This is a genomic window from Muricoccus roseus, from assembly GCF_900141905.1.
Taxonomy (GTDB): domain Bacteria; phylum Pseudomonadota; class Alphaproteobacteria; order Acetobacterales; family Acetobacteraceae; genus Roseomonas; species Roseomonas rosea.
The window spans coordinates 77231-98171 of record NZ_FQZF01000018.1 but is presented as its reverse complement, the minus strand read 5'-3'; the positions used below and the strand labels follow the sequence as shown (position 1 = coordinate 98171).

General features: G+C 69.6%; 18 protein-coding genes and 2 tRNA genes. 7 read left to right on the top strand and 13 right to left on the bottom strand.

Going from position 1 to position 20941, the window contains the following annotated elements:
• Positions 1-234: 234 nt before the first annotated feature.
• Positions 235-1914 (bottom strand): GMC oxidoreductase, encoded by a 1680-nt coding sequence (locus BUB97_RS15855; protein ID WP_073136443.1) that lies wholly within the window; start codon positions 1912-1914, stop codon positions 235-237.
• Between the two features lie 77 nt (positions 1915-1991).
• Between BUB97_RS15855 and BUB97_RS15850 the strand changes: the two genes are divergently transcribed.
• Positions 1992-2957, top strand: a complete 966-nt coding sequence (locus BUB97_RS15850) for a hypothetical protein (RefSeq protein WP_073136442.1) — start codon at positions 1992-1994, stop codon at positions 2955-2957.
• Positions 2958-3136: 179 nt separating this feature from the next.
• Positions 3137-4597: an exopolysaccharide biosynthesis polyprenyl glycosylphosphotransferase gene (locus BUB97_RS15845; protein WP_245818324.1), complete on the top strand. Its 1461-nt coding sequence runs from the start codon at positions 3137-3139 to the stop codon at positions 4595-4597.
• A 384-nt stretch (positions 4598-4981) separates the two neighbouring features.
• Here BUB97_RS15845 and BUB97_RS15840 read toward each other — a convergent pair.
• A tRNA-Arg gene (locus BUB97_RS15840) sits at positions 4982-5058 on the bottom strand.
• Between the two features lie 54 nt (positions 5059-5112).
• Positions 5113-5186, bottom strand: a tRNA-Arg gene (locus tag BUB97_RS15835).
• Positions 5187-5351: 165 nt separating this feature from the next.
• Here BUB97_RS15835 and BUB97_RS15830 point away from each other — a divergent pair.
• A complete protein-coding gene (locus tag BUB97_RS15830) occupies positions 5352-6890 on the top strand; it encodes a glycosyltransferase (RefSeq protein WP_073136440.1) in 1539 nt (512 codons plus the stop codon).
• A gap of 35 nt (positions 6891-6925) precedes the next feature.
• Here BUB97_RS15830 and leuB read toward each other — a convergent pair whose 3' ends face one another.
• The 8 genes from leuB to ffh form a co-directional block, all read right to left on the bottom strand.
• On the bottom strand, positions 6926-8038 hold the full coding sequence (gene leuB, locus BUB97_RS15825; RefSeq protein ID WP_073136438.1) for a 3-isopropylmalate dehydrogenase: 1113 nt from the start codon (positions 8036-8038) through the stop codon (positions 6926-6928).
• A 32-nt stretch (positions 8039-8070) separates the two neighbouring features.
• Positions 8071-8682: a 3-isopropylmalate dehydratase small subunit gene (gene leuD, locus BUB97_RS15820; RefSeq protein ID WP_073136436.1), complete on the bottom strand. Its 612-nt coding sequence runs from the start codon at positions 8680-8682 to the stop codon at positions 8071-8073.
• Positions 8679-10121 (bottom strand): 3-isopropylmalate dehydratase large subunit, encoded by a 1443-nt coding sequence (gene leuC / locus BUB97_RS15815; RefSeq protein WP_073136434.1) that lies wholly within the window; start codon positions 10119-10121, stop codon positions 8679-8681. The genes leuD and leuC overlap by 4 nt, the downstream gene beginning before the upstream one ends.
• A 63-nt stretch (positions 10122-10184) precedes the next feature.
• Positions 10185-10577 carry a 50S ribosomal protein L19 gene (rplS, locus tag BUB97_RS15810; protein WP_073136432.1) on the bottom strand — a complete coding sequence of 131 codons (393 nt, stop codon included), beginning with the start codon at positions 10575-10577 and terminating at the stop codon, positions 10185-10187.
• Positions 10578-10603: 26 nt separating this feature from the next.
• Positions 10604-11353, bottom strand: a complete 750-nt coding sequence (gene trmD / locus BUB97_RS15805; protein ID WP_073136430.1) for a tRNA (guanosine(37)-N1)-methyltransferase TrmD — start codon at positions 11351-11353, stop codon at positions 10604-10606.
• A complete protein-coding gene (rimM, locus tag BUB97_RS15800; RefSeq protein WP_073136489.1) occupies positions 11350-11931 on the bottom strand; it encodes a ribosome maturation factor RimM in 582 nt (193 codons plus the stop codon). The genes trmD and rimM overlap by 4 nt, the downstream gene beginning before the upstream one ends.
• A gap of 24 nt (positions 11932-11955) precedes the next feature.
• Positions 11956-12297 (bottom strand): 30S ribosomal protein S16, encoded by a 342-nt coding sequence (gene rpsP, locus BUB97_RS15795; RefSeq protein ID WP_073136428.1) that lies wholly within the window; start codon positions 12295-12297, stop codon positions 11956-11958.
• Positions 12298-12323: 26 nt separating this feature from the next.
• Positions 12324-13721, bottom strand: a complete 1398-nt coding sequence (gene ffh / locus BUB97_RS15790) for a signal recognition particle protein (RefSeq protein ID WP_073136426.1) — start codon at positions 13719-13721, stop codon at positions 12324-12326.
• Positions 13722-14141: 420 nt separating this feature from the next.
• On the opposite strand from ffh, the gene BUB97_RS15785 reads away from it, so the two are divergent.
• On the top strand, positions 14142-14357 hold the full coding sequence (locus tag BUB97_RS15785) for a hypothetical protein (RefSeq protein WP_073136424.1): 216 nt from the start codon (positions 14142-14144) through the stop codon (positions 14355-14357).
• Between the two features lie 19 nt (positions 14358-14376).
• On the opposite strand, the gene BUB97_RS15780 is transcribed toward BUB97_RS15785, so the two are convergent.
• Positions 14377-15264 carry a LysR family transcriptional regulator gene (locus tag BUB97_RS15780; protein ID WP_175562646.1) on the bottom strand — a complete coding sequence of 296 codons (888 nt, stop codon included), beginning with the start codon at positions 15262-15264 and terminating at the stop codon, positions 14377-14379.
• Positions 15265-15386: 122 nt separating this feature from the next.
• Here BUB97_RS15780 and BUB97_RS15775 point away from each other — a divergent pair, with 122 nt between their 5' ends.
• From BUB97_RS15775 to BUB97_RS15765, 3 genes are all read left to right on the top strand, one after another.
• Positions 15387-17429, top strand: a complete 2043-nt coding sequence (locus tag BUB97_RS15775; protein ID WP_073136487.1) for a hydantoinase/oxoprolinase family protein — start codon at positions 15387-15389, stop codon at positions 17427-17429.
• Positions 17430-17434: 5 nt separating this feature from the next.
• Entirely contained in the window at positions 17435-19450 is a 2016-nt protein-coding gene (locus BUB97_RS15770) for a hydantoinase B/oxoprolinase family protein (RefSeq protein WP_073136420.1), read from the top strand.
• Positions 19451-19542: 92 nt separating this feature from the next.
• A complete protein-coding gene (locus BUB97_RS15765; protein WP_073136418.1) occupies positions 19543-20562 on the top strand; it encodes a Bug family tripartite tricarboxylate transporter substrate binding protein in 1020 nt (339 codons plus the stop codon).
• Between the two features lie 55 nt (positions 20563-20617).
• On the opposite strand, the gene BUB97_RS15760 is transcribed toward BUB97_RS15765, so the two are convergent.
• Complete coding sequence (locus tag BUB97_RS15760; RefSeq protein WP_073136416.1) at positions 20618-20905, bottom strand: hypothetical protein; 288 nt, start codon at positions 20903-20905, stop codon at positions 20618-20620.
• Positions 20906-20941: the final 36 nt, after the last annotated feature.

Genomic DNA, 20941 nt, shown 5'->3' with positions numbered 1-20941 from the left:
CCCTCATCTTCTTTTTCAAGGCTGGAATTGCGGGGCTGACGCGCGCCTGAGGTCTGAGACCTTAGTCGACTGCAAAGGCAGACCAAGCGCCCAGCAACCCGAGACCCCACTGATCCGGGGCATCCACGGTAGTCAGACGGGGTTCCAAGCGCCTCAGGCCCTTGGCGGGTCGAGGGCGGAGCCCTCGCCTGCAAACCTCCAAAACCTCCGCAGGGCGGTAGGACCCGCCCCCACTCAGCCCTCAACGCTCAAGGGCCGCGCCATATCCTGCTTCAGTTGGGCAGCGAGGCGGAGCGCCAGGGCCACCACCGTGAGGGTGGGGTTCGCCTGGCCGGAGGTGGGGAAGACCGCGCTGCCGGCGACCCACAGATTCGCCATGCCATGCACCCGGCCATCGGGGTCCACCACGCCGGTGGCGGGGGTCGTGCCCATCCGGGCCGTGCCGATATGGTGCCCGCCATAGGCGCCGTCGCGCAGCATGTCCCGCGCGACCTCATCCGGGTCGAAATCCAGCCACCCGCGCCCCCAGCGTGAGAGATCCTCCGCCAGCAGCCGGAAGCTCACCTGCGCCGTGCGGATGTCGCGCTCGGTCCAGCGCCAGTCCACGTGCAGCTTCGGCATGCCCAGGGCGTCGCAGCCCCCCCCGAGTGTCACGCGACTTTCCGGGTTAGGCTCCTGCTCTCCGTGGAAATCGAGGGAGAAGACGTTGCCGGGCGGGCGGACGATGACGGAGGGGAACTTCCGCGCGGCCAGCCGGCGCTTCCGCAGCATGGTCCATGCGAAGCCGACCGCGCTGAACGGATCGGCCGCGAGGTTGCGCAGGTGGCGCAGCAGCATCCGCGGGTTGCCCGCCCCTGCCTCTTCCAGCCGCTTGCGGTATTCATAGGGAAGCAGGTGGCGCGCGAGATAGAGGCCGGACAGCACGCCGCTGCCATGGCGGGGGTCGGGGATGCGCGGGAAGTGCAGCCGCATCACCGCATTGCCCACCCCTTCGCGCGCCTGCGCGGCCTCGGTGAGATGCAGCCGCCGGCGGATATAGGTGCCATCCTCCGCCACCTCATAGCCCGGATGCACGAGGGCGGGTGGCAGGGCCACACGCAGCCGCCCCGAGGTGCCGGCGATGTGGCACATGTAATAGCGGCCCACGAGATCATGCCCGTTGCCGATCCCGTTCTCCGCCCCGGGCCCGCGCGAGGCCAGCAGCAGGCGCGGCGTCTCCAGCCCTCCGGTAGCCAGGACGACGCGCGCCGCGCGGATGGTCGCATCCCTCCCCGTGAGGGTGCGGATTCGCAGCGCGGCGACACGCCCGCCTTCGGGCGCCGGCTCGATGGCCGTGCAATTGGCGCCGAGCAGCACCCGCAGGCTTTCACTGGCCGCCAGCCGGTGCGCATAGCGCGCGGCGAAATTCGTGGGCGTCGAGAAACGCTCGATGCCGTCCTCGGAGAAGTCGCGCGGCGCGAAGCCCGCGATCATCGGCCGCATCCCGCCCGGCACGGCGGTGTCCGCGCGGTAGTCGAAGGCACCGGCCTCGCAAAGCGCATTCGCCGCCGGATACCAGGGCGCCAGCTCCTCCGGGCCGAAGGGCCAGCCGGAATGCGGCATCCAGGGCCGGGCGCGGAAGTCCACGGGGTCGAGCGGAATGCACCGCCCGCCCCACAGGGTGGTGGAACCGCCGAACCGCCGCGCGCGATAGGTGTGGATGGGGGAGTGCAGCGCCGGGTCCGCCACCTCTCCCTCATAGAGGGCCTGGCTCGCCGCATCCGCCATCCCGCGCCCGGATTCGACGAGGATCACCCGCCCGGGGCCGCGCAGGAACTGCATCGCGAGCGCGATTCCCGCAGCGCCCGCGCCCAGGATGCAGAGTTCCGCCTCGAGAGTCGCGCCCTGCTCGAGCGTCTCCGCATCCAGGATCATGCCCGAAGGAAGCGCGGAATGACTGCCTCGTACAAGTAGGACTGTTCAATATTTTGATACTGGGATAGGCGTGCGGAATGGAAGCCCGCCGTGCCATTGCCCAGTTCGTCCGTGATCGGCCTGCGCTCTGGGACCTGTTCCACCCGACCTATGACTGGCTCCGCCAGCGCGTGCGGGATGCCCGGATCCGCTGGCTCTTCTCGAACCGGATGGCCAGGGGCGACGCGGCGGGGCAGACGGAGCTTGCCGCCGCCATGGCCCGCGGCGGTCCGCTCGGAGTCGGCAAGGTGGGCGGGCTCGAAGGGGAAGCGGCCGGATTCTTCCTCGGGCCCCGCCGGAAGGGCGAACCCTATCCGAAGCGCCTCCGGGCCCAGATGTTCCTGAATGTCGGCCTCTTCCCGGTCGACGACGCCTCGCTGGACCGCTTCTGCACGGCGCTGATCAAAGCCGCCGCCGAGCTCGATATCATGGGGGTCATGGGCTATCCCGGCGAGCCGCAGGTGCTGCTGCACCATGCCACGAAGGCCCGGCTCATCTCGCTCAAGGCGCTGGATCCCTGGTACTTTCCGGATCCCTGGTCCCGCCACCTGGCCGGCCGCCGCGTCACCGTCGTCTCGCCCTTCGCGCGCACGATCGAGCGCCAGTACCAGAGGCGCGCCGAAATCTGGCCGGGGCGGGACGTTCTGCCCGAGTTCCAGCTCCGCACCGTCGCCATGCCCCTCTCCCCCGGCCTCGCCACGCCGTCCGAGGCGAGTTGGGAGGAACGGCTGGCCCGGGTGACCGAAGCCGTCGAGGCCGAACCCTATGACGTGCTGCTGGTGGGCGCCGGGGGCATTTCCATCCTCCTCGCCGCCCATGCGCAGCGCATGGGAAAAATCGGCTTCCATATGGGCGGCCCGACCCAGGTTCTCTTCGGCGTACGCGGCCGCCGCTGGGACAATGAGCCCTTCTTCCAAAGCGCCATGACCCCGGCCTGGACGCGCCCCAGCGGCGAGGAGGCCCCCCCCGCCGCGCAGAAGATCGAGCGTGGCTGCTACTGGTAGCCACCGTCCCGCCCCCGTACCGAAGAGGGGAACGCCGCGCGCATCGGTGCACGCGAAAGCGCCGTATGGCGCTCGCCATCCCGCAGCTGCGAGACTAACTAGCCGGTAACAATCATTTATATATTATCCTCTCATAAATGAGGCCGCCGGCGGCCGGTCGAGACGGAGTGCAGGAGACGGTGGCCCCTTCGCAGCCCCAGGACGACGGGAAAACCCTGTCTTTCGTCCGCTGGACGCAGGGCCTGATCAACCGCCTGGTGGCGGTGTCCGACATGGCCCTGATCCTGTTGGCGGCCACTCTCTCCCTCTCCCGTCCCGTCGCCGACATCGCCAACAGCCTTTCCCCCCTGCAGCACCTGGTGCTCGTGCTGCTGGAGACGGCGGTCTTCCACCAGATGATGACCCGCGTCTCGGCCTACCGGGTCGAGCACTACACTGACCCCGTGACCTCCGTCCTGCACCTCGTCGGCGGGCTTCTTCCCGCCTGGGGTGTGAGCTTGATCCTGCTGGTGGCCTTCGCTCCCGGCGCGCTCCAGCAGCCGGGCTGGCTGATCCTTTCGCACGCCCTTCAGCTCGTCCTTCTTCTTGCCGGAAGGCAGGCGCAGGGCTGGCTCATCGGGCTCGCCAACAGGCGCCGGCTGCTCCGGCGCCGCGTGGTGATCATCGGCGCGAACGAGGTCGCCGAGCGGCTGGTGATGGACCTCTCGGATGCGGGCAATGGCGGCTACGACATCCTCGGCATCTTCCAGGACGCATCGGACGGTCCGGCGGCGGCGCAGATCGCCGGCATACCGGTGCTGGGCGATCTCGACGCGCTGAACGCCTTCGCCCAGGCCGAGACGATCGACGTCGTCGTCCTCGCCCTCCCCTGGTCTCGCGCGCCGGACATCTTCCGGCTCATGGAATCGGTGAACTGGATCGCGGCCGACGTCGTCATCCCCTTCGAGAACTCCGAGGTGGCGCCAGGCTATACGGGCATCACGCCCATGGGCCGGCGGACGACGCTCCAGGTGATGAACCGGCCCTTCAAGGGCTCGCAGGGCGTGCTGAAGGTCGCCGAGGACTACCTGATCGCCTCTCTGGCGCTGCTGCTGCTCAGCCCGCTGATGCTGCTCGCCGCAATCGCCATCCGGCTGGAAGGGCCTGGGCCCATCCTGTTCCGCCAGTGGCGCCCGGGCTTCGGGCGGAAGCCCTTCGCCATCTACAAGTTCCGCACGATGAAGGTGGACCCGAACGACGACGCGACGATCGGCACCACCGGCCGCCGCGATCCGCGGATCACCCGCGTCGGCGCTGTGCTGCGGCGGCTGAGCATCGACGAGCTGCCCCAGATCTTCAACGTGCTGAAGGGCGAGATGTCCATCGTCGGCCCCCGCCCCTATGTCGCGAACATGCTGGTGGGGAACGAGCGGTTTTCCGACCTCGTCGCCCAATATGCCGAGCGCCACCGGATCAAGCCGGGCCTCACGGGCTACGCCCAGGCCCACGGCATGCGCAGCTACGCCCTGCGCTCCGCCGAGAATGCCCGCCGCAGCATCGAGATGGACCTGCACTACATGACCCATTGGTCGCTGTGGCTGGACGTCAAGATCATGCTCCGGACGCTGGTAACCGGGCTCGCCGGCCGGAACGTCTTCTAGACGCCACCCGCCTTTCCGATTGCGTGATCACGAAAACGCGAGCAAGCTGCGCGGCGTGGAACAGACCCCCTCCAATGCGGTGTCCGAATGCCGTCCCTCGCCTCGCTCAATATGAGCCGGTTCCTTCGCTACCTGCGCTACTGGCTGCGGGCGCCCCAAGCCTCGAGGCCGGTCTGGCGTGAGGAATAGCCGGAAGGGTCCTGCGGAGCCGCTGGAATAGGCCGCGAACGCGGAATGCCGGCCCGCCGCCGCGTGGCGGAACGAAGCAGCCAACGAGGACGACGCCTCGCGGGCCAAGCCCGGAGACGCGAAGACGGTCGCACGGCAGCCCTCAGTCAGGCGCTGGGCAACCGCGAAATGTCACGGGAAGAAGCATTGAAAGACTGGCGCGCCCGAAGAGATTCGAACTCCTGACCCCCAGATTCGTAGTCTGGTGCTCTATCCAGCTGAGCTACGGGCGCACGCCTGAGTCTTCAATGAACAACAGAGCAAGAATTCCAGGCCTGGGAGCTTGAAGCGCTCGAGAGGATTCGAACCCCTAACCCCCAGATCCGTAGTCTAGTGCTCTGTCCAGTTGAGCGACGAACGCTCTCCTTGGGGCGGGGAAATACCCCCATAGGATTGGACGCGCAACCCCCTTCTCCCAAAAGAATAGACGCACCGGCGGCACGGTCATGCCGGTCGCGAACGCCCGTGCGGATTGCCACCGGAGAAGCCGATCCAGCACAATCCGGTTCCTGCCGGAGCTTCAAACGTGCCCAGCGATCCGTCGTCGCCGCTCACCGTCCTCCTCACCAACATCACCCTCGGCGGCCGCACCGGCTCGGAAATCCTGACCCGCAACATCGCACTGGGCCTGAGGCGTCAGGGCCATCGCCCAATCGTCTACTCACCCGTCCACGGCCCGCTGGTCGACGAGTTGCGCCTCGCCTCCGTTCCCGTCGCCGCCGACATCCGCGAGATCACGCGCGACGTCGACATCGTCCACGGGCACCACACCCCCACGGCTGCAACGGCCGCGGTTCGCTTCAGCCACAGGCCCGCTCTCTTCCTCTGCCAGGACTTCCGCCAGTGGCACGACATTCCCCCCGTGCTGCCCAACATCCTGAAGAACCTGGTGGTGAGCAGCGCCCTGGTGGACCGGCTCAGCGTGGAGTGCGGCGTGCCGGAGGAACGCATCGCTCTGATGCTCAACCCGGTCGACACCAGGCGCTTCACGCCGGGAGAGCCCCTGCCGGCCGCGCCGAAGAAGGCCGCTCTCTTCGCCAAGGGCCGCAGCTATGTCGAAGCCGTGCGAGAGGCCTGCCAGAGGCGTGGCCTGGCGCTCACCATCTTCGGCAGCGCCGTGGGCCAGCTGAGCGATGCCCCGGAGAAGGTGATGCCGCATTTCGACATCGTCTTCGCCTCGGGGCTGACGGCCATGGAAGCCATGGCCTGCGGCAGGGCCGTCATCGTTTGCGATCCGCGCGGGCTGGCCGGAATGTGCACCACGGAGCGCCTGCCCAGATTCCGGCAATGGAACTTCGGCCTGGGCGTCCTGGACCAGCCGCTGACGGCGGATTGCCTCGCCGCCGAACTGGACCGCTACGATGCCGGCGACGCAGCCCTGGCGGCGGACCGCCTCCGCGCCGAAGCCGGGCTGGACGACTATATCGAGCGCCTCGTCGCGATCTACCGTGAGACCATCGCGACCTTTGACGGCACCCGCACCAACGACCCCGACTGGAACCGGTCAGTCGCAGAGCACCTGCAACGCTGGAGTCCGCGCACCCATGCCGCCTGGCCCTGGATGCAGGAACGCGAGGCGCTGCTGGACCGCATCACGGAGCTGGAGATCCCGGTCTCACCGATCCAGCCGGGCGAGCGCTACGGCTTCACCCCGCAGGAGACGCGCCCCTGGCTGAGGAAGCTGAACGGGTTGGGCCGCTCCGAAGGGGGCGGCACCTGGACCACCGCCCCGCGCGCGACCATGCTGATCCGCCTGGGCCAGCGCCCCTCTGGCCCGAGCCGCTTCGAGCTGTTGCTGAAGCCCCTGCTCGGCGAGAAGGGACAGAGTCGCGAGGTGGACGTGATCGCGAATGGCGAGCGCGTTGCGGAATGGCGCTTCACCGGCACGGAAACAAGGCTCACCAAGGCCGTCTTCGAGGTGCCGGAGGACGTGGTGGGCGCCGCCGGCGAGGTCTGGCTCGTCCTCCGGATCCTGAACCCGCAGACGCCCCGCGAGCTCGGGCTGAAGTCGGACGACCGGCCCCTCGGCATCTGCCTCAACAGCCTCACGCTGCTGAAGCCCTAGTCATGGCGGGGCCGCCCGGCCCCGCCCTGTCCTCATCAGGCCGCGATCTTGTCCAGCTCGCGCACCACCGCCTCGCCCATCACGGAGGTGCCGACGCGCGCGGCGCCGGGCACCATAATGTCGGCCGTGCGCAGGCCACCGGCCAGCACCTTCTCCACCGCATTCTCGATCAGCCGCGCATCCTCCTCCATGCCGAAGGACCAGCGGAGGAGCATGGCGAAGGAGAGGATCTGCGCGCAGGGATTGGCGATGCCGCGGCCGGCGATGTCCGGCGCGGAACCATGGATCGGCTCATAGAGCGCATGACGACGGCCGCTCGAATCCGGCGCGCCGAGCGTGGCGGAGGGCAGCATGCCCAGGCTGCCCGTGACGGCGGCCGCGAGGTCGGACAGCAGGTCGCCGAACAGGTTGCTGGCCAGGATCACGTCGAACTGCTTCGGGCGCGAGGCCAGCTGCATGGCGCAGTTGTCGGCATACATATGCGACAGCTCCACCTCCGGGAACTCCGACCTGCCGACCGAGGTCACCACCTCGCGCCAGAAGCGGCCGGACTGCATGACATTCGCCTTCTCGACGCTCGTCAGCTTGTTCTGGCGCTTGCGGGCCAGCTCGAAGGCGATCCGCGCGACGCGGGCGATCTCCTCCTCCGTGTAGGATTCGGTGTCGTAGCCGCGCCGCATGCCATTCGGCAGGGTCTCGATCCCGCGCGGCTCGCCGAAATAGATCCCGCCCGTGCTCTCCCGCACGATCATCAGGTCCAGCCCAGAGACCAGATCCGCCTTCAGCGAGGAAGCCTGGGCCAGCGGCGCCCAGACGATGGCGGGCCGGAGGTTGGCGAAAAGGCCGAGATCCTTGCGCAGGCGCAGGATGCCCAGCTCCGGCCGGTTCTCGAAGGGCAGGCTGTCCCACTTGGGCCCACCCACCGAGCCGAAGAGAACGGCATCGGCGCGCAGCGCCTTCTCCACCGTCGAATCCGGGCAGGGATGCCCCTCGGCATCGATGGCGGCGCCGCCGACCAGCCCTTCCTCGATGCTGAAGCTCACATGCCGCCGGCGATCCATCCAGTCCACCACCCGGCGGACCTCGCGCATGACCTCGGGGCCGATGCCGTCACCCGGCAGCACCAGCAGCTTCTTGTTGGCGGGCAATTCGGACGCTCCTGGTGCTTGTGGGAAAGGGATCAGCCGTAGAGCCAGGGCTGCGCGGCGCGCTGCTTCTGCTCGAAACCCTCGATCACAGTCGCCCGCTGCATCGTCTCGCCGATATCATCCAGCCCATGCAGCAGCCGGTGCTTGCGAAGCGGATCGACCTCGAAGGGGATCTCCTCCCCGTTCGGCCGCACCACCACCTGGCGGGCGAGATCGACCGTGATGCGGGAGTTCGCGCCCATCTTCGCGTCCTCCATCAGCATGTCGCAGATCTCGCGCGACAGCTTGATGGGGAGGATGCCGTTCTTGAAGCTGTTGTTGAAGAAGATGTCGGCGAAATCCGGCGCGATGACGCAGCGGATGCCGAAATCGAGCAGGGCCCAGGGCGCGTGCTCGCGCGAGGAACCGCAGCCGAAATTCTCATGCGCGATGAGGATCTCGGCGGCGCGGTAGGGCTCGCGGTTCAGGACGAAGTCCGGCTTCTCCGACCCGTCGTCGTTGAAGCGCATATCGGCGAAGGCCGCCCGGCCCAGCCCCTTGCGCTCGATGGTCTTGAGGAAGCGCGCGGGGATGATCTTGTCGGTATCGACATTCGCGATCGGCAGCGGCGCCGCGATGCCGGTGAGCGTGGTGAAAGGGGTCACGACAGGCCTCCTTGCGCGCCTTCGCGCGACAGCTCCCGCACGTCGGTCAGGCGCCCCGTGACCGCAGCCGCCGCGGCCATGGCCGGGGAGAGCAGATGGGTCCGCCCGCCCTTGCCCTGGCGCCCCTCGAAGTTGCGGTTCGAGGTGGAGGCACAGCGCTGGCCAGGCCCGATCCGGTCCGGATTCATGCCGAGGCACATGGAGCACCCGGCCTCGCGCCACTCGAAGCCGGCCTCCTTCAGGATGATGTCGAGGCCCTCGCGCTCCGCCTGCTCCTTCACGAGGCCGGAGCCGGGCACGACCATGGCGCGTACGCCCTCGGCCACCTTGCGCCCACGCACCACCTCGGCCGCCGCGCGGATATCCTCGATCCGGCCATTCGTGCACGAGCCGACGAAGACGGCATCCACCTTCAGCTCCTGCAGGCGCTGGCCGGGGGTGAGGCCCATATATTCGACCATGCGGCGGAGCTGGGTGCGCCGCGCCTCGTCGGCACCGCTCTCCGGGTCCGGCACCACGCCGGTGATGGGCAGCACGTCCTCGGGCGAGGTGCCCCAGCTCACCATCGGGACGATCTCGGAGGCATCGAGGACGACCTCCTTGTCGAAATGCGCGCCCTCATCCGTCGGCAGCGTGCTCCACCACTGGATCGCGCGCTCCAGCGCCTCGCCCTTGGGGGCCATGGGGCGGGTGCGGACATAGTCGAAGGTGGTCTGGTCCGGCGCGATCATGCCCGCCCGGGCACCGGCCTCGATCGACATGTTGCAGACCGTCATGCGCCCGGCCATGTCGAGCGCACGGATCGCCTCGCCGGCGAACTCGATCACATGGCCCGTGCCGCCGGCCGTCCCGATCTTGCCGATGATCGCCAGGACGATGTCCTTGGCCGTGCAACCAAAGCCCAGCCTGCCATTCACCGTCACCCGCATGTTCTTCGCGGGCTTCTGCAGCAGCGTCTGGGTAGCCAGCACATGCTCCACCTCGGAGGTGCCGATTCCGAAGGCGAGAGCCCCCATGGCGCCATGGGTCGAGGTGTGGCTGTCGCCGCAGACGATCGTCATGCCGGGGAGCGAGATGCCCAGCTCCGGCCCGATGATGTGGACGATGCCCTGCCGCTTGTCGTTCAGCGGAATGTAGGTGACGCCGAACTCGGCGACGTTCTTCTCCAGCGTCGCCACCTGCAGCGCGCTCTCCGGCTCCTGGATGCCGGTGAAGCGCGTGGAATCGGTCGGCACGTTGTGGTCGGTCACCGCGAAGGTGCCGTCCAGCCGGTGCACGCGCCGGCCGGCGGTCCGCAGGCCCTCAAAGGCCTGCGGGCTCGTCACCTCGTGGACGAGGTGGCGGTCGATGTAGAGGAGAGCGGTTCCGTCCGGAAGATTCTCGACGACATGCGCGTCCCAGATCTTGTCGAACAACGTGCGCGGCTTCGTGGCCGACATGCTTCTTCCCTCCTCAACACCGAAAACGGCCCGCCCGGTATCCCGGCGGGCCGCGCTTCGGGCTTACGCCTGAGCCTGCTCCTCGGTGGCCTTCTTGGCCACCGTGCGCTCCTGGATGCGGGCCGACTTACCGGTGCGGCCACGCAGGTAGTACAGCTTCGCGCGACGCACCTTGCCGCGGCGCATCACCTGGATCTCCGCCACATTCGGAGAATACAGCGGAAACACGCGCTCCACGCCCTCGCCATAGGAGAGCTTGCGGACGGTGAAGTTGCTGTTCAGCCCGCGGTTGGAACGGGCGATCACCACGCCCTCATAGGCCTGGGTGCGGATACGCTCGCCTTCCTGCACCTTCACCATCACGCGCACGGTGTCGCCGGCGTCGAATTCAGGGGTCTGGCGCGCGCCGGCCAGGCGGGTCATCTGCTCGTGCTCGAACTGCTGAAGCAGGTTCATGGCTGTGGTCCTTCTCTTCGGCTCGTTTAGGCGGGGCTTGCCGCCGGATGCAATGGCGCCCGCGCCGAAGCGTCGCGCCCTTGTTCGGTGAGGAGGTCGGGACGCCGTTCCCGGGTCACCGCCTCGGATTGCTCCCGCCGCCAGCGCGCGACCTCCGCATGGTGGCCGGAGAGAAGAACCTCCGGCACGCGCAGGCCATGCCATTCGGCAGGGCGGGTGTAGTGGGGATATTCGAGGAGGCTGCCCCGGTCGGAGGAAGCGAAGCTCTCCTCCTCCGCGCTCTCGGCCGCCCCCATCACCCCGGGGATGAGGCGCACGCAGGAATCGAGCAGCACCATCGCCGCCAACTCGCCCCCGGAGAGGACATAGTCGCCGATGGAGACCTCGATCATCCCGCGCGCCTCCACGACACGCTGGTCCACCCCCTCGTAGCGGCCGCAGAGCAGCACCACGCCGGGGCCCGCCGCCAGCTCCCGCACCAGCTTCTGCCGGAGCGGCACGCCGCGCGGGGTGAGGAAGACCAGCGGGCGCGCATCGCCCTCGGGCATGGCGGCGGCGCAGGCGGCATCCACCACATCCGGGCGCAGCACCATGCCGGCGCCGCCCCCAAAAGGGGTGTCGTCCACCGTGCGGTGGCGGTCGGTGGCGACGGCGCGGATATCGCGCGCCTCCAGCGACCACAGCCCGCGCTCCAGCCCCCGCCCGGCGAGCGAGGTGCCCAGCGGGCCCGGGAACATGCCCGGGAACAGGGTGAGGACGGTCGCCTGCCAGGTCACGCCGCATCCCTCCCGCCGCTGCGGCGGCGCATGGAGGGGCGGCGCGGCCGGGGCGTGTCCCCCGCCTCCGCCTCGCCGGGCTGCGGGGGAACCTCCAGCTCGCCCGGCGGGACGACCACGATGCGCCCGGCCGCGACCTCCACCAAAGGCACCACGGCCTTGGTGAAGGGCAGCAGCGTCTCGCGCCCATTCGCGTCGCGCAGGGTCACCAGGCTGCCCGCGCCGAAATCCTCCACCGCCGCGACGGTGCCGAGAACCTCCCCGGCCTCCGTCTCGGCACGGAGGCCGATCAGGTCGCTGAGATAGAACTCGTCCTCCTCGGGCGGCGGCAGGGCCTCGCGCGCGACATAGAGGCGCGTGCCGGTGAGCTTCGCGGCGGCATCGCGGTCGGCGACGCCTTCCACCTGCACCAGCCCGTCCGCCAGCCATTTCAGCACGAAGCTCCGCGTCCCGCCTTCATCCGAAAGCGGGCCATAACCGGCGATGGCGGCCGGCTCGGCGGTGTGGGAGCGGACATGGATCAGCCCCCTCACCCCGTGCGGGCGGCCAAACTCGCCGACCAGGATGCGACGCGACATGGACATGGCCGGACGGCGCTAGCCTCAGCCGTTCGCGGCGGCGGCAGCCGCGGCGCGCTCCTGGGCGCGCTTCTTCGGCGCGGACTGCTTCGGCTGCTCGCGGAACACCGGCATCGGGGCCAGCTCGGCCTTGCCGAGGAACTTCGCCACGCGGTCGGTCGCGATGGCGCCCTGGCTCAGCCAGTGCTTGATGCGCTCATCGAACAGGCGCACGCGCTCGGCATGGTCAGACGGCAGCATCGGGTTGTAGGAACCCAGGCGCTCGATGAAGCGGCCATCGCGCGGCGAACGGCTGTCGGCCACCACGATGTGGTAGTAGGGGCGCTTCTTGGCACCGGCGCGGGCGAGGCGAATCTTGAGGCCCATCGTCTAGTCCTTCTCTCTGTCTCTGCTCAAAAGGGTCTGCGGTTTCCGGCGCCCGGAAGCAGGGCACCGAGCCCGCCCCGCATCAGCCCCTTCTGACCGAGCTTGTTCATCCGCTTCATCATCGCGGACATGTCGTCGAACTGCTTCAGCAGCCGGTTCACATCCTGAACCGTGACACCGGCACCCGCGGCGATACGCTTCTTGCGCGACGCCTTGATGATGTCGGGGTTCTTGCGCTCCTTGCGCGTCATCGAGGAGATGATGGCGGCCTGCCGGCCAATCATCCCGTCATCGATCTTCGCGTTGGCGATCTTGTCCTTCATCGCGCCCATGCCGGGCAGCATGCCGAGGATCCCCGAGAGGTTCCCCATCTTGCCGACCTGCTTCAGCTGCGAGGCGAAGTCCTCCAGGTCGAACTGACCCTTCTGCATCTTGGCCGCGAGCTTCTCGGCCTCGTCGCGGTCGATCGTCTCGGCGGCACGCTCGACGAGGGAGACGATGTCCCCCATGCCGAGGATGCGGCCGGCGATGCGGGAGGGGTGGAAGTCCTCCAGCGCGTCCAGCTTCTCGCCCGCGCCCAGCAGCCGGATCGGCGCGCCCGTGACGGCGCGCATGGAAAGCGCCGCACCGCCGCGCGCATCGCCGTCCACGCGCGTCATGACGATGCCGTTGACGCCGACGCGGTCCTGGAAGTTCCGCGCGGTGTTCACCGCGTCCTGGCCCGTCATGGCATCGACCACGAGGAGCGTATGGTGCGGCCGCGTCGCGGCCTTCACCGCCGCGACCTCCTCCATCAGCGCATCGTCGATGGAAAGGCGGCCCGCGGTGTCGAGGATGACCACGTCGTAGAGCTCGCGCCGCGCCACATCCATGGCGCGCGCCGCGATCTCCAGCGGGGACTGGCCGGGAATGATGGGCAGGCTGGTGACGCCCGCCTGGCCCGCCAGGGTCTGCAGCTGGAGCTGCGCCGCCGGGCGCTGCACGTCCAGCGAGGCCAGCAGCACCTTCTTCTTGTCGCGGGTCCGCAGCCGGAGCGCGATCTTGCCCGAGGTGGTCGTCTTGCCCGAGCCCTGGAGGCCGACCATCAGGATCGGCAGCGGCGCGGGCGCGTTCAGGTCCAGCCCCGGCGCGAAGCCGTCAGGGGCCTCGCCCCCCTCCCCACCCCCGAGCGCCTCGACCAGCGCGTCGTTGACGATCTTGATGACCTGCTGGGCCGGGGAGACGCTGCGGATCACCTCCGCGCCAACGGCCCGCTCCCGCACCTTGTTGATGAGGTCGCGCGCCACCGGCAGGGCCACATCGGCCTCCAGCAGGGCGATGCGGACCTCGCGCAGGGCCTCGTTGACGTCGGCTTCCGACAGGGCCCCGCGGCGGCGGAGCTTGTCGAAGACGCCGTTCAGGCGGGAGGAAAGCGCCTCGAACATTCGGGCGGGGTGGATCCTTCGTTTCTGGGATCGCCCCATGACAGATCGCGCCGCTGCGCGAGCCTTCGCGGAGCGGCGGAGCCGGCGCCCAGGGGGCAACCGACCGTCGGGCGGGACAGGTCCCGTGAGGGGCCGCGCTTACCGAAGCCTCGCCCCCGCGTCAAGGATCATCCGCCCCGGCACGCTCCAGCCACGCTGCCTCCAAAGCATCATTCGCCACAACAGAACGCTTTGACATTTTCGTGATGGTCGGCCAGAGAGAGCGCGGGAATTCTAGCCAAGGTTGAGTCCGGCACAAAATGTCGCAACCAGAATGGCGAGCACCGGGGCCCCATACCCGCCTGCGGGCGAGACCCGGCCGGCTCCCCACCGGTCGCTGCACGTTTCAGTTGTGAACGATCAGGAACGAGGATGATGAGGATGCGGAGCCTGCCCGTCATACGGAGACCCGGCGCTTCCGAGGCCCTTCCGGCCCGCAGCACCGCCCGGCCGGCCCCGGACGCCCTGCTCACGGCGGTGAAGGACCTCGTCGACCACGCCCGCGCCCATGACCTGCCCCTGGCGGATGAGGTCCTCACCGACGTGCTGGCCAAGCTGCATGGCTGGCCGGTCGAGGAGCTGAACCGGCTCTCCTGAAGCCGGCGCCCCTCCGCGCTCAACCGCCGATCTCCTCCAGCTCCGTCGCCAGCGCCTGGGCGAAGGCGCCGGCCAGCTGCGGCACGGCGCGGTTCTCCAGCGTCATCATCGTCACCGGCAGGGTGATCGCCGGCTCGAAGGGCCGCCAGCCCAGCCCTTCCAGCCCCAGCCGCCGGGCGAAGCCGTCGACAATCGCCACCCCCGCCCCGGCGCGCACATGGCAGGCCGCCGAGACACTCATCGTCACCTGCATCGTCAACTCCCGCTTCAGCCCGGCGTCGGCGAAGGTCTGGTCCAGGATCTGGCCGAAATGCGTCTCCGGCCCGAAGGAGACGAGCGGATACGGTGCCACATCCGCCGGCCGCACCACCCGGCGCCGCAGCAGGGCGTGGCCGAGCGGCGCGATCACGATCATCCGCGGCCCCCGCAGGCTGCGCACGGCCAGGCCGGGAATCGGCACGGGCGAAAGGCACAGCCCCAGATCCGCCTGCCCCGCCAGCACGGCTCCGGCAGCGTCCCGCGCCGGCAGTAGGTGTGAGGAGATCCGCACCAGCGGATGGCTCTGCCGGAACCGCGCCACCGCCCCGGGGATGACGCTGGTGGAAAGGGAGGAGGATGCGGCGATCCGGACCAGCCCGGCGCCTCCCGTCCGCACCTCGCCCGTCAGCCGCGCGAAGGCGGCCAGGTCGCCCACGATCCGCTCGGCATCCGGCAGCAGCCGCTCCGCCTCCGGGGTCGGCAGCAACCGCCCCTTCACGGTCCGGAAGAGCCGGAACCCCGCCTGGCGCTCCGCCAGGCGCAGCGCCTTGCTGACGGCCGGCTGCGAAATCCCGAGGAAGCCCGCGGCTCCCGTCACGCTCCGCATCCGCATGACGGCATGGAAAATCTCGAGCTGCCGCCCGTTCATGCCGGCCATCCCATAACCAAGGGCTATGATCCTGCCACGGCTTTGTCGTGGATCGCGAGCCCGCCCTGCCCATAATCGGCGGCCGACAGCCCCCCGGGGCACGGAACGGGATGCGGGACTTCATGGGATTTCGCGTCGGCGTCGATATCGGCGGCACCTTCATCGACTTCTGCCTGTGGAACGAGGACACGGCGGAGCTGCACAGCCTGAAGGTGCTGACCACCCCCGCCACCCCCGGCGCCGAGCTGCTGCGCGGGCTGGAAATCCTGGAGGAGCGCCACGGCGCCGCCCCCGCGCAGATCACCAGCTTCGTCCATGGCACGACGGTCGGCATCAACACCGTCATCCAACGCAAGGGCGCGCGCCTCGCCATGCTCGCCACCGCGGGGTTCGAGGATGTGGTGGAACTGGCCCGGCTCCGCATGCCGGAGGCCTACAGCCTCTTCTCCCGCCGCGGCGCCCCCCTCGTCTCCCGGGACTGCGTCTTCGGCCTGCGCGGCCGAATCCTGTCCGACGGCACGGAGGAGATGCCCCTGGACGAGGAAAGCGTCGCCCGCGCGGCCCGGGCGGCACGGGCCAAGGGCGTGGACGGAATCGTGGTCTCCCTCCTCAACGCCTACCGCAACCCCGCCCATGAGGAGCGCGCGGCCGAGATCGCGCGGCGCGAGGCGCCGGAGCTCTTCGTCTTCCGCTCCACCGAGGTCTGGCCCGTGATCCGCGAATACGAGCGGACCACCACCGCCCTCATCAACGGCTATGTCCACCCGAAGGTGCGGGACTATCTCGACAACCTCATCGGCGGCCTCAAGGCGCGCGGCGTCCCTGCGGAGCCGCTGATCACCAAGTCCAATGGCGGCGTCATGTCCGCGGCGCTGGGCAAGCGCAACTGCGTCAGCATGGTGCTCTCCGGCACCGCCTCCGGCGTCATCGGCGCCGCCTTCCTCGCCCGGCAGGCGCGGCAGGACCGCGTCATCACCCTCGATATCGGCGGCACCAGCGCCGACGTCGCCCTCATCATCGGCGGCCAGCCGCAATTCGGCCTGGGCGAGAAGATCGGCGACCTGCCCCTCTACATCCCCACCGTCTCCGTCACCTCCATCGGCGATGGCGGCGGCTCCATCGCCTGGGTGGACGAGTTCGGCGTGCTGAAGGTGGGGCCGGAAAGCGCCGGCTCCGATCCGGGGCCCGCCTGCTACGGCCGCGGCGGCACCCGGCCAACCATCACCGACGCCTTCACCGTCTGCGGCTTCCTAGGCCAGCATGAGCTGGCCTATGGCGCGCTGCGCCCCGATGCGGCCCTGGCCAAGGCCGCTATCGACACGGTGGCGGCCCCCATGGGCCTGTCCACCGAGGCGGCGGCGGAGGCCATCATCCGCATTGCCATCTCCGGCATGTTCGTGGAGGTGAACAAGCTCGTCGCCCGCTCCGGCGTGGACCCCCGGGATTTCGCCCTGCTGCCCTTCGGCGGCGCCGGCCCCATGCTGGGCTGCTTCCTGGCGCGGGAGCTGGGCGTGCGCCGGGTGATGGTGCCCGCGCGTCCCGGCGTCGTCAGCGCCCTGGGCGGGTTGGTGGCGGATATCCGCAACGACTTCATCCGCACCCTCTTCGCCACCGCCGAACCGGCCGAGGGCCCCTCCATCGCGCGGGAGGCGGCGGCGCTGGAGCGCCAGGGCCTCGCCTGGCTGCGCGAGGAGCAGCGTTTCGACGGCCCCGCCATCGCCTCCTGGTTCGCCGACATGCGCTATCGCGGCCAGTCCTTCGAGATCGAGGTGGCGCTGCCGGACGCCGCCGTGCGCGCGGGCGACACGGCCGCCATCGCGGAGGCCTTCCACGCCGCGCATGAGGCGATCTACGACTTCGCGGATCGCGAGAGCCCGGCCCAGATCGTCAACCTGCGCCTGGTCATGGCCGGCAGCCCCCCGCGCCCGGCCATGCAGGCCCCGCCACGCGGAGAGGGCGAGGCGACGCCCGAGCGCATGCTGCGGGCCTATTTCGACGATGCCTGGCACGAGGTGCCGCTCTACCGCCGCGCCGCCCTGGGCACGGGCCAGCGCTTCGCCGCCCCCTGCGTCGTGGCGCAGGACGACACCACCGCCTGCATCCCGCCCGGCTTCCAGGCCAGCGTGGACGAGATGGGCAACATCATCCTCGACGCGGCGGAGTAGCCCCCATGCCGATCGACAAGGTCACGCTCCAGATCCTGGCCAATCACTGCCGCGCGACGGCGGAGAACATGGCCTACACCCTCTACCGCACCGCCCACTCCACCTTCGTGAAGGAAACCGAGGACTTCACCATCCAGCTGCTGGACGCGGCCGGGCACACGGTTGGCGTGCCGATGGATCTCGGCGCCACCTGGTATCCGGGGCTGCACTACGGCAAGGCCATGGCGATGATCCCGGAGTATCATCCGGGCGACATCGCCTTCACCAACGACCCCTATTCCGGCTTCCTCTCCACCCATGTGCCGGATCTGCACATGTGGAAGCCCATCTTCCATGAGGGCGAGCTGGTCTGCTTCGCGGCCGGGCATATCCACAACACCGATATGGGCGGCGCCGTGCCCGCCAGCCTCTCCCGCGCCCTCACGGAAGTCCATCAGGAAGGCATCCGGTTCAAGCCCTCCCTGCTCTATCGGCAGGGCGTGCTGAACCAGGAGCTGCTGGATGTGATGATGCTGAACGTCCGGCGGCCCGAGCAGAACATGGGCGACCTCAAGGCCTTCGTCGGCGCCCTCAACACGGGCGAGCGCAAAGTGCGCGAGATGATCGCCCGCTTCGGCGTGGAAACGCTGAAGGAGGGCATGGCCGACCTGATGGACTATGCCGAACACCAGGCGCGCGACATCCTCCGCTCGATCCCGGATGGCGAGTATTTCTTCTCCGACTTCGCGGATGAGGACGGGCCGGACGGCCATCCCGCCCGCCTCGCCGTCACGCTCCGCATCCGGGACGATTCCGCGGAGCTGGACTTCACCGGCAGCGACCCGCAGCTCACCTCGTCCCTCAACGTGCCCACCGGCGGCAATCCGCGCCACACGCTGATGCTGGTGGGCGTCTACTACGTCCTCTTCACCCTCAACCCTAACCTCGTGCTGAACTACGGGCTCACGCGCCCCTTCACCTGCATCCTGCCGGAGGGGACGGTGGTGAACCCCTCATCCCCCGCCGCGGTGGGCATGCGCTCCCTCACTTGCGCGCGCCTGCGCAGCCTCGTCTTCGGCGTCTTCGGCCTCGCCACGCCCGAGCGCATGCCCGCCGCCCCGGCCGGCTCCTCCTCCATCGTCAATGTCATGACCCATGACGACCGCACGGGGCATGCGATGATCGCGGCCATCAACCCCGTGGTGGGCGGCGGCGGCGGCATGCCGCATGGCGACGGCACGGATGGCTCGGGCGCCGATGCCGCCTATCTCAAGAACACGCCCATCGAGATCACCGAGGCGGAGGTGCCCATCCGCTTCCGCCATTACGGCCTGGCCTCCGGCTCCGGCGGGCCGGGGCGCTGGCGCGGCGGCCTGGCCACGCGGATGGATTTCGAGGCCTTCACCCCCAACACCCGCATCACCGCCCGCAACCGCGACCGCTGCCGCTTCCGCGCCTGGGGCATCCTCGGCGGCGGCCCCGGCGCGCCCTCCCGCATGACGCTGAACCCGGGCAGGGCCGATGAGCGCGTGCTGAACAACGTGGACACCTTCAGCGCCAATCCCGGCGACATCGTCTCCATCACCTCCCCCGGCGGCGGCGGGCGCGGCGATCCGCTGGAGCGCGAGCCGGCCCGCGTGCTGCGCGACGTGGTCTGCGGCTATGTCTCGCCCGAAGCCGCCGAGACGGATTATGGCGTGGTGATCCGCAGCGAGACGGTGGACGAGCCCGCGACGCAAGCCCTGCGCGCCCGCCGCCGGGGCAAGGCGCCGGCACCCCATTTCCGCTTCGGCCCGGAGCGCGAGGCCTTCGAGAGGATCTGGAACCGCGAAGCCTATGACGCGCTGACGGCCATCCTCGCATCCCTCCCCATCCACTGGCGCCACTTCGTCAAGCGGCGGCTGATGGAGACGGTGAAGACCGAAGGCGGCGGCGCCGCCGCCGTCCGCGTCGCCTGGGCGGGACTCCTTGAGACGCTTCCCCAACTCGGGGCGCTGCAGCTCAGGGCGCTTCGCCCCGAGCGCCGCTTGGCCGCGGAGTAGAGGGGAACGCGCAACCACCACGCCGTCCGGCCGAAGGGCCCAAGAACACGCCAGCGCGGCTTTCAGCATCCATCCGAGAAGGCGAAGAGAGCATGCGTCACCATCACCCGCCCCCTGCCCCGCCCCCGCGCCCGGCCCTGCGCCGGCGCGGGCTTCTGGCGCTTTCCGCCGCCGGCCTCGCCTGCCCGTCGGCGCTCCGGGCACAGGCATCCTGGCCCTCGCAGCCCGTCCGCATGGTGGTGCCCTATGGCGCGGGCGGCAGCACCGATCTCGTGATGCGCATCCTCGCCCCCCGGATGAGCGAGTTCCTGGGCAAGCCGGTCGTCGTCGAGAACCGCCCAGGCGCGGGCAGCACCATGGGCACGGAGTTCGTCGCGAAATCCACGGACGGCCACAGCTTCGTCCACGCCACCCTCGCCTCCACCGGCGTCGCGCAGGCCCTCTACGCCAACCTGGCCTATGACCCCGTGAAGGACCTGGCCGCGATCGCGCCCACGGTCTTCGTGCCGCTCGCCCTCGCCATCACGACCGCGGGCTGGAGCGTGCGCAGCCCGGCGCAGCTGATCGAAACCCTGCGGGCGCATCCCGGCCGTTACCAGTACGGCTCCAACGGCGTCGGCTCCACCGGCCATCTGGCCAATGCCAACTTCGCCACCCGCATCGGCGCCCAGGTGGAGCATGTCCCCTACCGCGCGGGCTCGCAGACCATCAACGCGCTGATCACCGGGGAAATCCAGTTCGTGCAGGACGTGTACGGGCTGCTTCTGCCCTATCACCAATCCGGCCAGGCCCGGTGCCTCTTCGTCACCTCGGAGGAGCGCTCGCCGCTCCTGCCGGACGTGCCGACCATGACCGAGGCCGGGGTGCCGCCCTACAAGGCCTATTCCTGGTTCGGCCTGTTCGGCCCCTCCTCCACCCCGCGCTCGGTGGTGGACCGGATGTCGGCCGCGGTGGCCTTCGCCATGGCCGATCCGGCGATCGACCGCAAAATGGAGGAGATGGGCACGCCCGTCATGCGCGGCTGGTCGCCGGACCGCTTCGCCGTCTATGTCGCCAGCGAGGTAAAGGAATGGGCGCCGCTGGTGCGGGCCTCCGGCGCCCGGGCCGATTGAACCGCCCTGCCCAGCTTCCCCGGCGGCGCGGCTGCGCCGGCCGGGGCGCGCCGCGTCAGGCGGCGTTGGCGGCCTGTGGGGGCGCCGTCTCCAGCCGGCGGAGAACCGCCTCCGCTTCCCTGGCATCCAGGCTCTCGGCGGCGGCATTGCCCAGAACGCGGTTGAACCGCTTCACGAGCATGTCGCGCGTCACGGCGCCATTGCTGCGGAGCAGCTTCAGCACGGCCAGCCCGATCTCCGCATCCGCATCCACGATGCCGGCGGCGCGGCGTTCCTGCCGCATCCGGGCGGCCAGGCGGTTCACGACATCCTGGGAAGGGTCCTGGGCATTCTCTTCAGACATCGCGGTCTCCAGCAAAGCCAACGCTGGCCATTCTGG

Bases quoted from the DNA above. Each gene is read 5' to 3' on its own strand.
- ffh (WP_073136426.1), bottom strand. From the start codon at position 13,721: ATGTTCGAGGCGCTTTCCTCCCGCCTGAACGGCGTCTTCGACAAGCTC.
- BUB97_RS15850 (WP_073136442.1), top strand. From the start codon at position 1,992: ATGGAAGCCCGCCGTGCCATTGCCCAGTTCGTCCGTGATCGGCCTGCG.
- rimM (WP_073136489.1), bottom strand. From the start codon at position 11,931: ATGTCGCGTCGCATCCTGGTCGGCGAGTTTGGCCGCCCGCACGGGGTG.
- rpsP (WP_073136428.1), bottom strand. From the start codon at position 12,297: ATGGGCCTCAAGATTCGCCTCGCCCGCGCCGGTGCCAAGAAGCGCCCC.
- BUB97_RS15855 (WP_073136443.1), bottom strand. From the start codon at position 1,914: ATGATCCTGGATGCGGAGACGCTCGAGCAGGGCGCGACTCTCGAGGCG.
- BUB97_RS15760 (WP_073136416.1), bottom strand. From the start codon at position 20,905: ATGTCTGAAGAGAATGCCCAGGACCCTTCCCAGGATGTCGTGAACCGC.
- BUB97_RS15770 (WP_073136420.1), top strand. From the start codon at position 17,435: ATGCCGATCGACAAGGTCACGCTCCAGATCCTGGCCAATCACTGCCGC.
- BUB97_RS15775 (WP_073136487.1), top strand. From the start codon at position 15,387: ATGGGATTTCGCGTCGGCGTCGATATCGGCGGCACCTTCATCGACTTC.
- BUB97_RS15780 (WP_175562646.1), bottom strand. From the start codon at position 15,264: ATGAACGGGCGGCAGCTCGAGATTTTCCATGCCGTCATGCGGATGCGG.
- rplS (WP_073136432.1), bottom strand. From the start codon at position 10,577: ATGAACCTGCTTCAGCAGTTCGAGCACGAGCAGATGACCCGCCTGGCC.
- leuC (WP_073136434.1), bottom strand. From the start codon at position 10,121: ATGTCGGCCACGAAGCCGCGCACGTTGTTCGACAAGATCTGGGACGCG.
- BUB97_RS15765 (WP_073136418.1), top strand. From the start codon at position 19,543: ATGCGTCACCATCACCCGCCCCCTGCCCCGCCCCCGCGCCCGGCCCTG.
- BUB97_RS15785 (WP_073136424.1), top strand. From the start codon at position 14,142: ATGCGGAGCCTGCCCGTCATACGGAGACCCGGCGCTTCCGAGGCCCTT.